At 68.1% G+C, this 13821-nt stretch carries 14 protein-coding genes; 7 read left to right on the top strand and 7 right to left on the bottom strand.

What is annotated here, in order from left to right; genetic code table 11:
• Positions 1-114: 114 nt before the first annotated feature.
• Both PA01_08410 and PA01_08405 read right to left on the bottom strand, forming a co-directional pair.
• On the bottom strand, positions 115-798 hold the full coding sequence (locus PA01_08410; protein ID KON81621.1) for a DUF3306 domain-containing protein: 684 nt from the start codon (positions 796-798) through the stop codon (positions 115-117).
• Positions 795-1262, bottom strand: coding sequence for a DUF3305 domain-containing protein (locus PA01_08405; GenBank protein KON81620.1), 468 nt, complete (start codon positions 1260-1262; stop codon positions 795-797). The genes PA01_08410 and PA01_08405 overlap by 4 nt, the downstream gene beginning before the upstream one ends.
• A gap of 149 nt (positions 1263-1411) precedes the next feature.
• Between PA01_08405 and PA01_08400 the strand changes: the two genes are divergently transcribed.
• From PA01_08400 to PA01_08390, 3 genes are read left to right on the top strand one after another with little or no spacing between them, the layout of a single operon-like run.
• A complete protein-coding gene (locus tag PA01_08400) occupies positions 1412-2251 on the top strand; it encodes a formate dehydrogenase accessory sulfurtransferase FdhD (protein KON81619.1) in 840 nt (279 codons plus the stop codon).
• Positions 2248-2835 carry a molybdenum cofactor guanylyltransferase gene (mobA, locus tag PA01_08395; protein KON81618.1) on the top strand — a complete coding sequence of 196 codons (588 nt, stop codon included), beginning with the start codon at positions 2248-2250 and terminating at the stop codon, positions 2833-2835. The genes PA01_08400 and mobA overlap by 4 nt, the downstream gene beginning before the upstream one ends.
• Positions 2832-3740: a helix-turn-helix transcriptional regulator gene (locus PA01_08390; protein ID KON81617.1), complete on the top strand. Its 909-nt coding sequence runs from the start codon at positions 2832-2834 to the stop codon at positions 3738-3740. The genes mobA and PA01_08390 overlap by 4 nt, the downstream gene beginning before the upstream one ends.
• Here the strand turns inward: PA01_08390 and mobB are convergent.
• The 5 genes from mobB to def all read right to left on the bottom strand — a co-directional run bounded on the left by mobB (position 3709) and on the right by def (position 8204).
• Positions 3709-4236 (bottom strand): molybdopterin-guanine dinucleotide biosynthesis protein B, encoded by a 528-nt coding sequence (mobB, locus tag PA01_08385; GenBank protein KON81616.1) that lies wholly within the window; start codon positions 4234-4236, stop codon positions 3709-3711. The genes PA01_08390 and mobB overlap by 32 nt on opposite strands.
• A 13-nt stretch (positions 4237-4249) precedes the next feature.
• On the bottom strand, positions 4250-5641 hold the full coding sequence (locus PA01_08380) for a sigma-54 dependent transcriptional regulator (protein ID KON81615.1): 1392 nt from the start codon (positions 5639-5641) through the stop codon (positions 4250-4252).
• 189 nt (positions 5642-5830) lie between these two features.
• Entirely contained in the window at positions 5831-6673 is an 843-nt protein-coding gene (gene htpX / locus PA01_08375; protein ID KON81614.1) for a zinc metalloprotease HtpX, read from the bottom strand.
• A gap of 80 nt (positions 6674-6753) precedes the next feature.
• Positions 6754-7704 carry a methionyl-tRNA formyltransferase gene (gene fmt, locus PA01_08370; GenBank protein KON81613.1) on the bottom strand — a complete coding sequence of 317 codons (951 nt, stop codon included), beginning with the start codon at positions 7702-7704 and terminating at the stop codon, positions 6754-6756.
• Positions 7701-8204 (bottom strand): peptide deformylase, encoded by a 504-nt coding sequence (def, locus tag PA01_08365; protein ID KON81612.1) that lies wholly within the window; start codon positions 8202-8204, stop codon positions 7701-7703. The genes fmt and def overlap by 4 nt, the downstream gene beginning before the upstream one ends.
• Positions 8205-8366: 162 nt before the next feature.
• Between def and PA01_08360 the strand changes: the two genes are divergently transcribed.
• From PA01_08360 to PA01_08345, 4 genes are all read left to right on the top strand, one after another.
• Entirely contained in the window at positions 8367-9401 is a 1035-nt protein-coding gene (locus PA01_08360; GenBank protein ID KON81611.1) for a LysM peptidoglycan-binding domain-containing protein, read from the top strand.
• 2 nt (positions 9402-9403) lie between these two features.
• On the top strand, positions 9404-10576 hold the full coding sequence (gene dprA, locus PA01_08355; protein KON81610.1) for a DNA-processing protein DprA: 1173 nt from the start codon (positions 9404-9406) through the stop codon (positions 10574-10576).
• An 18-nt stretch (positions 10577-10594) separates the two neighbouring features.
• Complete coding sequence (locus tag PA01_08350) at positions 10595-11059, top strand: DUF494 domain-containing protein (GenBank protein KON81609.1); 465 nt, start codon at positions 10595-10597, stop codon at positions 11057-11059.
• Positions 11060-11167: 108 nt separating this feature from the next.
• Positions 11168-13741 carry a DNA topoisomerase III gene (locus PA01_08345; GenBank protein KON81608.1) on the top strand — a complete coding sequence of 858 codons (2574 nt, stop codon included), beginning with the start codon at positions 11168-11170 and terminating at the stop codon, positions 13739-13741.
• Positions 13742-13821 lie beyond the last annotated feature (80 nt).

The raw sequence follows: 13821 nt of genomic DNA, 5'->3' as shown, positions 1-13821 counted from the left end.
ACGAACCGTGACGGAGCGATTTTCCGTGTTCGGAGACGCGCCGCGGACGAGCGGGCGACAATTTGTCCTTCGCGCCCCAAAGTGTCGCAGCCGGGAACGCGTGCGCCGGTTGGTTCAGCGCTCGGGGCGGGGGTTGTCGGTGTCGGTGTCCGCGCTTGCGGCGATGCCGCTCGCGCCCGCACCCCCAGCGGCGGAAGGCGGCAGGTCGGCAGAAATGGGCGGCACAGCGTCTGCGCCGGTTCCGCCCTCGGCATCGGCCGCAACGCCGGCTGCGGCACCCGGGTCGCGCTCCACCGCAGCTGCGTGGGGGACCGGCTCGAGCCGTGCGGCGGGCCGCCCGTCCTCTTCGGACTCATCGGCGAGAAGCGTGCGGAACTGGCGCAGTCGTTTCATCACGTCCGGCGGAATCGGGTCGGCAACCGAATAGTCGGCGATATACGTGTCGAGGCCGTCCATGCGATTGAAGTGAGGATCGCTGAAGAGCTTGCGCAGTGCCGCGCGGCGCAGCGGCTCGCCGACTTCCTTCTTCAGGAAGCCGGTGAAATCGGCCTCGAGGTCGAGCGTGTCGATCGGCGGCAGCGACGCTGCGGCGCCCGGCGCGGCTGGCGCATCTGCGGCGCGCGCCGCTGCCCGGACGGGCTCGCCGGTTTCGGCACGAAGACTGCCGTCGACCGGCGCTGCGGCTTCCCCGCCCGGCGCGATCTCGTCGGGCGTGCCGGCGGCCGACGCGGGCGCGCCGTCGCCGCGGCGCTTGAGCCGCGACCAGCGTTCGAGAAAGCGCGCCGGCGTCGTCGTCATGGCTTTTCGCGATCCTGCGCGAGCGGATCATTGCGGCGGATCTTCTTGCGCGGCGCAGGCTCGTAGTGGCAGTTCACGAACGCGCCGACCCAGTCGGCGATCTCGCGCGACATCGGCACGCCATCGACCTGCTCGCCGGAGTCGAGCAGCCGCGCCGCTTCGCCGTAGCTCGCGGTGACCGTCGCCGGCCGCGCGACGCCGCCTTCCAGGCGCCACATCACGAACACTTTCGGCACCGGAGAGCTGAGATTGAGGAAATAGTTGGCGGCTTCGTCGCGGAACAGTTCGAGCGCGAAGCCGCCGACGCGGAACTGGTCGCGGTCGGTTTCGGCGACGATCTGCCGCGTCCCCGGCTCCTGATCGTCGAAAGCCGGCACGACCCCGACAGCTTCCCAGGCCTCGTCGGCCCAGCGGTTGTCGAGACGGCGGCGCTCGATGATCACGGCAATCGGAAAGCGATCCATGGCCTTGCTCCGGCGTGGCGCGATGTCGCACAGCATACGTGAGTCGCGGCGCATGGAAAATCGCCATCGCGCGATCGCGGTTCGCGCTTGCGGCGCGACGCCGCGTTGAGACTAGAATGGGACTTTCCGTGCGACCCCTTGCGCCTTCGATGAGCAGCTCTTCCGCCCAAGCCACGCGTCGTCCCGTCCTCAGCCATGCCAGCCGGCCGCAGACAGTCACGATCCCGGCGCACAACGAGGCCGGCGACGTCGTGTCGACGCCGATCGCCGGCGAATACCCGTTGACGCTGTATGTCGACCGCCGCGAGATCGTCACGCTGATGACGCTCGGCGCCGCGCCCGAAGCGCTCGCGATCGGCTGGTTGCGCAACCAGCGGCTCGTCGACAGCCTCGACGACATCGCGGCGGTGCAGGTCGACTGGGAAACCGACGCGGTCGCGGTGACGACGCGCGCCGGCCTCAAAGACGTCGACGAACGCCTCGGCAGCCGCACCGTGACGACCGGCTGCGGCCAGGGAACGGTATTCGGCGGCCTGATGGACGAAATCGACACGATCCGCCTGCCGGCCGAGCGCAGCCTGTCGCAGGCGACGCTGTACGCGCTGATGGAAGCGGTGCGCCACCACGAGTCGGTCTACAAGCAGGCGGGCGCCGTGCACGGCTGCGCGCTCGCTGCCGGCGAAGGCGACGGTTGCGGGATCCTGATGTTCGTCGAGGACGTCGGCCGCCACAACGCGGTCGATGCGATCGCCGGCCGCATGTGGCTCGAAGGGCTCGACGGCAGCGACAAGATTTTCTATACGACCGGCCGGCTGACGTCGGAAATGGTCATCAAGACTGCGCAGATGGGCATCCCGTTTCTCGTCTCGCGCTCGGGCCTCACGCAGATGGGCTGGGAGATCGCGCAGCGCATCGGCCTGACGATGATCGGGCGCGCGCAGGGCCGGCATTACCTGCTGTTCACCGGCGCGGAGCGCTTCACGCGATGAGCGCGGCGCGCGACAAAATCACCGGCGTCGTGCTCGCCGGCGGCCAGGGCCGGCGCATGGGCGGCGTCGACAAGGGGCTCGTCGCGCTGCGCGGCCGGCCGATGGTCGATTGGGTGCTCGAACGGCTGCGTCCGCAGGTCGACGAGCTGATCATCAACGCGAACCAGAACGCGGAGCGCTACGCCGCCTTCGGTCACCCGGTATTTGCCGACGACATCGGCGGCTTCGTCGGCCCGCTCGCCGGCCTACACGCGGGCCTTGCGCGCGCCCAGCATCCGCTCGTCGCGACCGCCCCGTGCGATTCGCCGTTCCTGTCGGCCGACCTCGTCGCGCGGCTGCATGCCGGGCTCACTGACGCCGGGGCCGAGCTCGCCGTCGTGCGCACGTTCGACCAGCCGCACCCGGTGTTCTGCCTGTGCCGGCGCGACCTGCTGCCACATCTGGAAAGCTACCTCGCCGGTGGCGGCCGCAAAGTCGATGCGTGGTATGCGACACTGAAAGTTGTCGAAGTGCGCTTCGACGACGACGAAGACGCGTTTCGCAACATCAACACGCGGAGCGAGCTGCACAGCTTCGACCGATGAGCGCGACCGACAGCGGCGCAGCCCTCGAAAGCCCGTGCCTGACGGCGAAGCAGGCTGCGGCCTACCTGCACCTGAACGAGAAGAAGCTCTACGAGCTCGCCAACAGCCGCGAGATTCCGGCGGCGCGCATCGGCGGCAAATGGCTGTTCCCGCGCCAGCTCCTCGACGACTGGCTGCTCGAACAGGCGCACGGTGGCCTCTTCACCGACCGCCTGCTGATCGCCGGCAGCGGCGACCCGCTGCTTGCCGCCGCGGTCGATGCGCTCGCCCCGGACCTTGGCGCACAGGCGCTGGTCGCTTACAGCGCGACCGGAGCAGTACCCGGCATCGAGCAGCTCGTGCGGCGCCGCGTCGAGCTGAGCCTGCTGCACTGGGGCGACGCGCAGCACAGTCTCGCGCAGCATGCGACGCTGCTGCGCAGCTACCCCGGCCACGCGCGCTGGACGCTCGTGCGCCTCGCGTTGCGCGAACAGGGCGTGCTGGTGCGCCCGCGCTTCGCGGGCCAGCCGCTCGAAAAGCTCGCTGGGCAGGACGTGCGCTGGGCGATGCGACGGGCAGGATCGGGCTCGCAGCATTTTCTCGCGTCGGCGCTGACCGACTGCGGCATTCGCGCCGAAGACTGCAGCGCAGTCACGACGGCGCGTAGCGAACGGGAGGCGGTCGCGCTGCTCGCGCGCGACGAAGCCGACTGCGCGCCCGGCAGCCGCGCCGCCGCGAGCGAAGCCGGGCTCGCGTTCCTCGCGCTCGGCTGGGCAGCGCTCGACGTCGCGTTACCGAAAGAAGTGTTTTTCCGCCACCTGTTCCAGCAGCTGCTCGCAAGACTCGGCGCGCCGGACCTGCGCGATCTCGCCGCGCGGCTCGGCGGCTACGATCTCACGCCTCTGGGGCATGTTCTGCCGCTGTGAAAGCGTTCGTGAAAGCGTAAGCGACGATGAAATCGGCGACGGCCTGCGGATCGTTGAGGTCGAGGCGCGGCACGGCAGTGTCGAGGTCTACATCGGTGGCGATCGCGACGATGTGCGGATCGTGCGGAAACAGCAGCGGTTCGCCAACTTCGGCGCGATAAACCTCGATCTTCGGAATCACGGCGTGCTTGAAACCTTCGACGAGCACGAGATCGCAGTCGGAGAGCTTGGCGAGCAGTGCTTCGAGCGACAGCTCCGGCTCGTCGCGCAGCTCGCGCATCAGCGACCAGCGCCGCGCCGAACTCACGAGCACTTCGCGGCAGCCCGCACGGCGGTGGCGCCACGAGTCCTTGCCGACGTGGTCGATGTCGAAGCGGTGATGCGCGTGCTTGATCAGCGACACCGCGAGTCCGCGCGCATCGAGCACCGCGATGACGCGCTCGATCAGTGACGTCTTGCCGCTGCCGGACCAGCCGGCAAATCCGATGACTTTCATCCGCGCGGTCCTCTCAGGTGAGCGATTCGTCCCACTCGGCGCACTTGCGTTCCAGCGTCTTGCGCGACACACCGAGGCGGCGTGCCGCTTCGGATTTGTTGCCGCCGCACGCTTCGAGCATGCGCAGGATATGGCGCTTCTCGACTTCGCCGAGCGACAGCTCGGCGCCGATCGGCAGCGCATCGCCGCGCAGGTTTGGCGCCTCCGGCGGAAATTCACCGAGGATCAGCGAACGTTCGACGAAATTGCGCAATTCGCGTACGTTGCCCGGCCAACGGTAGTGCGTCAGTCGCGCGAGCAGCGCGTCGGGGATTGCGAGTCCCGGCACCGCGAGCTGCATCGTCAGCAGGTTCATGAAATGATGCAGCAGGTCCGGGATGTCTTCGGCCCGTTCGCGCAGCGGCGGGATCAGGATGTCGACAACCGCGAGACGGAAATACAGGTCCTCGCGGAAGCGGCCGGCCGCGACTTCGCCAGCCAGGTCGCGGTTCGACGCGGCGACGATGCGCACATCGACCGGCACCTCGCGCTCCGACCCGACCGGCCGCAGGCGACGCTCCTCGAGCACGCGCAGCAGCCGCGTCTGCAGCGCCAGCGGCAGCTCGCCGATCTCGTCGAGGAACAGCGTGCCGCCGTGGGCATAATGGAACAGCCCGTTGCGGCTCTCGGTCGCGCCGGTAAAAGCGCCGCGGATGTGGCCGAAAAGCTCGCTCTCGATCAGCTCGGACGCGATCGCGGCGCAATTGACCGGCACGAACGGCCGTCGGGCGCGGGGGCTCATCTCATGCAGCGCGCGCGCTGCGACTTCCTTGCCGGTACCGGATTCGCCGAGCAGCAGCACCGTGCTCGGCGTCTGCGCGACGCGGCGCAGCACTTCACGCAGCTGCTGCATCACGTCCGAACGACCGACGAGGCCGTTGCTGACTTCGCCACCGAGGCCGGCAAGCTCGCGCCGCAGCACGAAGTTCTCGCGGGCGAGGTGAGCGCGCTGAAAGCAGTTCCTGACCGAATTGAGAATCTGGTCGCCGCGGAACGGCTTGAGGATGAAATCCGAAGCGCCGCCGCGCAGCGCGGCGATCGCGGTATCGAGGTCGGCGAACGCGGCGACCAGGATCGCGTCGCCGCTGAAGCCGTGTTCGCGCAATTCCTCGAGCCACGCGAGGCCCGATTTGCCCGGCAGCACGATGTCGAGGATCAGCAGGTCGAAATGCAGTCGCGTCATCAGGCGTGCCGCCTGCTCGGCGTCGCGCGCGACCTCCACGAGCCCGCAGCGCGGACGCAGCGCCCGTTCCAGCAAGCTGCGCGTGTCGTCCTCGTCGGTGACGACGAGGATCGAATGCGCCTGCCAGTTGAATTCCGCGGCTCTCGCCGGCTCGAGCGCCGGCTCGACGTGGTCGCGCTGCATCCTGCCTCCCGGTAGCAGGCGGCCGCCGGATGCGGCAGCCTCTACCCATCAATCAGTAATGGATGATACTCGACGATACCGGATACGCGACGCTTCCGGACGATGCGTGGCGCCGCACGCATGCTCCGGAAAACATGCCCTCGCCCTCGGCGGGGGCGGTCGATCGAGTGTTACGGGGGACGCCGGGGCTCAGACGCGAACCATGCTGCGCAGTCGCGCGATGCGCTCCTGGGTCGACGGGTGCGTCGAGAACAGGCCGCGCAGCCCGCCGCCGGACAACGGATTGACGATCATCATCTGCGCAGTCTCGGGGTGCGCCTCGGCGGCATGCATCGGAATGCCTTTCGAGTAAGCTTCCATTTTCGCCAGCGCGTCGGCGAGCGCGTCCGGGTCGCCCGAAATCGCCGCGCCGCCGCTGTCCGCGCCGAACTCGCGGGTGCGCGAGATCGCCATCTGGATCACCATCGCCGCGAGCGGCGCGAGGAGCATCACGAGGATCTGCAGCACCAGGTTGGGGCGATCCTCGTCGCGGCCACCGAAGAACATGCCGAACTGCGCGAGCATCGAGATCGCGCCGGCGACGGTCGCCGAGATCGTCGAAATCAGGATGTCGCGGTTTTTCACGTGCGCGAGCTCGTGCGCCATCACGCCGCGCAGTTCGCGCTCGGACAGCATGCGCATGATGCCGCTCGTCGCCGCGACCGCGGCATTCTCCGGATTGCGGCCGGTCGCGAACGCGTTCGGCTGCGCCTCGTCGATGATGTAGACTTTCGGCATCGGCAGCTGCGCGCGGAACGCGAGTTCGCGCACCATGTTGTACAGATAGGGCGAAGTGGTCTCATCGACCTGGCGCGCCTTGTACATCCTGAGCACCATCTTGTCCGAGAACCAGTAAGCCCACACGTTCATCGCGCCGCCGAACAGCAGCGCCATCAGCATGCCCTGCCGGCCACCGATCATCGCACCGACGGCGCCGAACAGCGCGACGATGCCCGCCATGAGGATCGAGGTCTTGAGCCAGTTGCCGAACATGTTCCGTTTTCCTTCCTTCGAAGTTGCTGGGGATTTGCCCTTTCAAATGGGGGCGGTTACCGCGGCATTCAATCAGCGCATCAGCGCGCGGCAGCGTCGAAACGCTCGCCTGCAGTGACCGGGAATCCGCGCAGAAATTCCCCGGCAGCGAGGCGCCGGCTGCCCGGCTTCTGCAATTGCACGAGTCGCACGGCCTGCGTCGCGCACGCGACCACAATACCATCTGCATCGGCCGCGAGCACGGTGCCCGGTTCCCCGTGCCCGGCAACGGGCTCGGCGGACCAGATCTTGAGCGGCACCTGCCGCAGGCTCGCAACTGCACCGGGGAACGGATTGAACGCGCGCACCGCGCGGGCGACGGACGACGCGTCGCGCTGCCAGTCGATCACCGCTTCGGCTTTGCCGATCTTGCCGGCGTAAGTCGCGCCGTCGGCCGGTTGCGGCGTCGCGACGAGCGCGCCCGACGGCAGGCGGCGCAGCGCGTCGACGATCATCTGCGCGCCGAGCGCGGCCAGGCGGTCGTGCAGCGTGCCGGTCGTGTCCGCCGCGCCGATCGGCACGGCATGCGTCATCAGCATCGGCCCGGTGTCGAGCCCTTCGTCCATCTGCATGATCGTGATGCCCGTCTCGGTGTCGCCGGCTTCGATCGCGCGGTGGATCGGCGCGGCCCCGCGCCAGCGCGGCAGCAGCGATGCGTGGATGTTGAGGCAGCCGAGGCGCGGCAGATCGAGCACCGCGCGCGGCAGGATCAGGCCGTACGCCGCGACGACCAGCACGTCGGGCGCACAGGCGGCCAGCGCCGCGCGCTGTGCTTCGCCGCGCAGGCTGGCAGGCTGGTCCACGGCGATGCCGTGGGCGAGCGCCAGCTGCTTGACCGGACTCGGGCTGAGCTTCATGCCGCGCCCGGCCGGCCGGTCGGGCTGCGTCAGCACCAGCGGGACTTCGAAGCCTGCGGCGATAATCGCTTCCAGCGCCGCCGCGGCGAACTCCGGCGTGCCGGCGAACGCGACTCTCAGGGCTGCGCCCGTCACGCGGTGATCCGCGCTTTCTTGGCGAGCCGCGCCTTGATCCGCCCGAGCTTCAGCGGCGAAAGGTATTCGACGAAGACCCGGCCATCGAGGTGGTCGATCTCGTGCTGGATGCACACCGCGAGCAGCCCTTCGGCGTCGAGCTCGAACGGCTCGCCGCGCTCGTCGAGCGCCCGCACTTTGACCCGTTCGGCGCGCGTCACTTTCTCATATACGCCCGGCACCGACAGGCAGCCTTCCTCGCACGTCTGCTCGCCGGACTTCTCGAGGATTTCGGGATTGATGAACGCGCGCAGCGTGGACCGGTCGTCGCTGACGTCGATCACGACGACGCGCTGGTGCACGTCGACCTGCGTCGCCGCGAGACCGACGCCGGGCGCTTCGTACATTGTTTCGGCCATGTCCCTGACGAGCTGGCGGATCGAATCGTCGACCACGGCGACCGGCGCGGCGCGCTTGTGCAGCCGCGGATCGGGATAACGGAGAATTGGAAGTAGAGCCATGGATGCTTGCCGGGTTAATTCATTACGTGCAGAATTTCAAGTGCTTTGGCATGCTCGTCCGCGCGCCGTGGCATTCGAAATCAAGACCGCGGATTGGACCTTCGACCGGCCGCTGGCGTTCCGGTAACGCAGGAATCCGGTCTGCTCCAATCGGAAACGAGCATGATCCGCATTATATTCCCTCTGCTGTTCGGCATTGCGACCCTTCTGAGCGTGCCTGCGGTCGCCGACCAGGCGACGCTCGCCGACGACGCGCCCGACAGCTACACGGTCGTCCGCGGCGACACGCTGTGGGACATTTCCGGCCGTTTCCTCAAACAGCCGTGGCGCTGGCCTGAAGTATGGCGCCTCAACCGCGACCAGATCCGCAACCCGCACCTGATTTATCCGGGACAGATCGTCGTGCTCGACCGCAGCGGCCCGTACCTGTCGATCGGGCGGCGGATCGGCGCGCCGCTGTATGAAAAACGTTTTCCGCAGATCCATTCGGAAGAAGTCGACAGCGCGATCCCGAGCATCCCGATGCCGATCATCGAGCCTTTCCTGACGCGACCGCTCGTCGTCGACGACGCGAAACTGGCCGACGCGGGCACGATCGTCGCGACCGAAACCAGCCGCGTCTTCATGGGCGCGGGCGACACGGTGTTCGCCAAGGATGTGACCGAAGGCAGCGACGTCTGGCAGGTATTCCGGCCCGCCCGGCCGCTCGTCGATCCGGTGACGAACGAACTGCTCGGCCACGAGGCGATGTTCCTCGGCACTGCGCGCGTCACGGAGCACGGCACGCCGGCGACGCTGAAGCTGATCTCGAGCGTCGAGGAGATCGGCGCCGGCGACCGCCTCGTCGCGAGCGAGCGGCCCGAGATTTTCTCCTTCGTGCCGCATGCGCCGGACGCGCCGATCGAAGGGCGGCTGATCGGCATCTACCGCGGCGTCATCGAGACCGGGCGCCATAACGTCGTCACCCTCAACATCGGCAGCCGCGCCGGGCTCGAGCGCGGGCACGTCCTCGCGTTGCACCGCGAGCGCGGCAGCGTCGTGTATCAGGACGGCGCAGGCGGCAAGGAAACTTTCGATCTGCCGCAGCAGCGTTACGGCCTCGCTTTCGTGTTCCGCGTGTTCGACCGCGTCGCCTATGCGCTGGTGATGGATGCGGACGGCCCGGTGACCGTCGGCGACAGCGTGCGCAAACCCTGAGCGTGACGCCGATCGACGACGAACTGGCCGCGTGGCTGCGGCTGACGCTGTGTCCCGGCGTCGGCGCCGAACGCCAGCGCGCGCTGCTCGCGGCGTTCGGACTGCCCGAGCAGATCTTCGCCGCCAGCCGCAGCGCCGTCGCGTCCGTCGTCGGCGGCGAAGTCGCCGACCTGCTGCGCGCGCCACCCGACCGCGAGAAAGTCGATGCCGCGCTCGCGTGGGCCGCCGAACCCGGCAACCGCATCGTCACGCTCGCCGACCCGGAATACCCGCGCGCGCTGCTCGACATCGCCGATCCGCCCGTCCTGCTGTATGTCAAAGGCGATCCGGCGCGGCTCTGCGGCCCGGCGCTCGCGATCGTCGGGGCGCGTTCGGCGACCGCTCCCGGCATCAGCAATGCCGCGGCGTTCGCGAAAAGCCTCGCCGAAGCCGGCCTCACGATCGTCAGCGGTCTCGCGCTGGGCATCGACACCGCGGCGCACCGCGGCGCGCTGGCCCATCCGGACGGCATCACCGTCGCGGTGATCGGCACTGGCGCCGATCGCGTCTATCCCGCGCGCAACCAGGCGCTCGCCAGGCAGATCGCCGAACGCGGCGTGATCATCAGCGAATACCCGCTCGGCACGCCGGCGCTGCCGTACAACTTCCCGCGTCGCAACCGCCTGATCGCCGGCCTCGCGCGCGGCGTGCTCGTCGTCGAAGCCGCAGTCGGCAGCGGCTCGCTGATCACCGCGCGGCTCGCGACCGAGAGCGGCCGCGAAGTGTTCGCGATCCCCGGCTCGATCCATTCGCCGCTCGCACGCGGCTGCCACCGCCTGATCCGCGACGGCGCGAAGCTCGTCGAGACGGCGGCGGACGTGCTCGACGAGCTCAGCTGGGGCTTGCCGGCGCGGGCCCCGGCTGCCGAACCGGACGCGCCCGGACGCGCGCCCCGCTCGGCGCGGACGCGCGAAACCGGGCCTGCCGATCCGCTACCCGAGCCGCGTACGGCGCATTCCGCAGCCTCCGCCGACGAGATCCGCGTGCTCGACACGCTCGGCCGCGACGCGCTCGATATCGATACCCTCGCGGCCCGTTCCGGCTTGACGCTCGATGCGCTGTACGCCATTCTGCTTGCGCTGGAGCTCGAAGGGCACGTGACCCGCTTGCCGGGAGGCCGGTTCCAGCGCCTTTGATTCTCTCGTGTGCCAAACATGTTCGACATCCTGGTCTACCTCTTCGAGAACTACCTCCACGCGGCCGCGTGTCCGGAATCCGAGCAGCTGGCGCGCAAGCTCTCCGCGGCGGGCTTCGAGGAGGACGAAATCACCGAAGCGCTCGACTGGCTTTCCGGTCTGCGCGCAGTCGCCGTGTCGCCGCTCGCGAAGGTCCCGCAGCCGGACTCGATCCGCCTCTACGCTGCCGAAGAACAGGCGAAGCTCGACGCCAGCTGCCGCGGCTTTCTCGCGTTCCTCGAGAACGCCGGCGCGCTCGATCCGCAGACCCGCGAGCTGATCATCGAACGCACGATGGCGCTCGGCGGTTTCAACCTGAACCTGCACCGTTTCAAGGTCATCGTGCTGATGGTCCTGTGGCAGCAGGAGCAACCGCTCGACAGCCTGATCCTCGACGAACTGCTGACCGACGAAGCGGAAGAACTCGCGCCGGTGCTGCAGTAAAGCCTCCGGCCTGCGCTTGCACGTGCCGCAGCGGCGTGCTTATCATGCGCCGCTCGATAACCCTCAACCGAAAACGCCCCGGCGCTTTTCGAAGGCAGCCCTACCGGCATGAGCAAGCAACTGATCATCGCGGAAAAACCCTCCGTCGCGCAGGACATCGCCCGCGCGCTCGGCGGTTTCACGAAGGAAAAGGACTACTTCGAGTCCGACGAGTACGTGCTTTCGTCGGCCGTCGGCCACCTTCTCGAGCTCGCCGTGCCCGAGGAATACGAAGTCAAGCGCGGCAAATGGACGTTCGCGCACCTGCCGGTGATCCCGCCCCGCTTCGCGCTGAAACCGATCGAGAAGACCGATGACCGGCTGAAGCTGCTGACCCGCCTGATCAAGCGCAAGGACGTCACCGGGCTCATCAACGCGTGCGACGCGGGACGCGAAGGCGAGCTGATCTTCAGTTTCATCGTGCAGCACGCGAAGACCGACAAGCCGGTGTCGCGGCTGTGGCTGCAGTCGATGACGCCCGCCGCGATCCGCGACGGCTTCGCGCAGCTGCGTTCGGCGCAGGACGTCGAAGGGCTGCGTTCGGCGGCAGTGTGCCGCGCCGAGAGCGACTGGCTGATCGGCATCAACGGCACGCGCGCGATGACCGCGTTCAACTCGAAAACCGGCGGCTTTCACCTGACGACCGTCGGCCGCGTGCAGACGCCGACGCTGGCGATCGTCGTCGAACGCGAAGAGAAGATCCGCCGCTTCAAGCCGCGCGACTACTGGGAACTCGAAGCGACGTTCGGCTGCAAGGCCGGCCGCTATGCCGGGCGCTGGTTCGACGAAAGTTTCCGCAAACCCGAAGGCGACGAACACGCGACCGCGTTCCGGCTGTGGGACCGCGCACGCGCCGACGCGATCAAGGCGAAGTGCGACGGCAAGCCGGGCATCGCCAGCGAGGAATCGAAGCCGTCGACGCAGCTGTCGCCGCTGCTGTTCGACCTCACGAGCCTGCAGCGCGACGCGAACGGCCGTTTCGGCTTCTCGGCGCGCGTGACGCTGCAGATCGCGCAGGCGCTGTACGAGAAGCACAAGGCGCTGACCTATCCGCGAACCGATGCGCGGGCGCTGCCGGAGGACTACCTCGGCACCGTCAAGGACGTGTTGCACGCACTGCCCGACGACTTCGCGCCGTTCGCCGGCGAAATCATCAAGCAGGGCCGGGTCAAGCCGAACAAGCGCATCTTCAACAACGCGAAGATCTCGGACCACTTCGCGATCATTCCGACCGGCACGGTGCCGAAAAGCCTGTCGGAAGCCGAACAGAAGATCTACGACCTCGTCACCCGGCGCTTCCTCGCAGTGTTCTACCCGGCGGCGGAATACCGCATCACGACCCGCATCACGCGCGTCGAGAACGAAGCTTTCAAGACCGAAGGCAAAGTGCTCGTGAACCCGGGCTGGCTCGCGGTGTACGGCAAGGAAGCGGCAAAAGCCGACGACGAGGGCGGTACCCAGCTCGTCGCCGTCGAGCAGAACGAACGCGTCGCGACCGAGGACATCCTCGTCAAGGCGCTCGTGACGAAGCCTCCCGCGCGCTACAACGAAGCGACGCTACTGTCGGCGATGGAAGGCGCCGGCAAAATGGTCGACGACGAGGAACTGCGCGCGGCGATGGGCGAACGGGGCTTGGGCACGCCGGCGACGCGCGCGCAGATCATCGAAGGGCTGATCGCCGAGCAGTACCTGCACCGCGAAGGCCGCGAGCTGATCCCGAGCGCGAAAGCGTTCTCACTGATCACGCTGCTCAAAGGTCTCGACGTGTCGGCGCTGACGTCGCCCGAACTGACCGGCGAATGGGAGCACAAGCTCGCGCAGATGGAACGCGGCCAGCTGTCGCGTCCTGAATTCATGCGTGAGATCGCCGAAATGGCGCGCGAGATGGTCGAGCGCGCGAAGCGCTACGAATCCGACACCGTGCCGGGCGACTTCGCGACATTGTCCGCGCCGTGCCCGAAATGCGGCGGCGTCGTCAGGGAAAACTACAAGAAGTTCGCGTGCCAGGCGTGCGACTGGAGCGCGTGGAAAATCGTCGCCGGCCGCCAGTTCGAGATCCACGAGATCGAGACGCTGCTGCGCGAACGCCGCGTCGGACCGCTGACCGGCTTTCGCAGCAAGATGGGACGGCTGTTCAACGCCGAAATCCGCCTCAATGACGAGCAGCAGCCCGAGTTCGATTTCGGCCAGCCGAAGGACGACGAAGGCGCCGAGCCGGTCGATTTTTCCGCACAGGAGCCGCTCGGCCCGTGCCCGAAGTGTGGCGCGCGCGTGTTCGAGCACGGCATGGCCTATGTCTGCGAAAAATCGGTCGGACCGGAAAAGTCCTGCGATTTCCGTTCCGGCAAAGTCATCCTGCAGCAGCCGGTCGAGCGCGAACAAATGGTGAAGCTGCTCGCCGACGGACGCACGGACCTGCTCAAGGGCTTCGTGTCGACGCGCACGCGGCGCAAGTTCTCGGCTTTCCTCGTGCGCGGCGGCGACGGCAAAGTCGGCTTCGAATTCGAAGCGAAGACGCCGAAAGCGGGTGCTGCGAAAGGCAAGGCAGCAGCGCCTGCGGACGACGAAAAATCCGCAGTCGTCGGCGCGGCGACCGCGAAACCGGCGCGAGCGCCGGCGCGCAAGCGCAGCAGCGCCGCCTGAGCGTCGCTCCGGGCATACCTGCGGTTTTCCCGCGACCGGACAGTCGCCGCCTCGCAGCACCGCGTGCCGCGCGGTCCGGG

Source organism: Azoarcus sp. PA01 (assembly GCA_001274695.2).
Classification (GTDB): domain Bacteria; phylum Pseudomonadota; class Gammaproteobacteria; order Burkholderiales; family Rhodocyclaceae; genus Aromatoleum.
The sequence above is the reverse complement of the archived record's forward strand: the minus strand, read 5'-3'. Positions and strand labels throughout refer to the sequence as shown.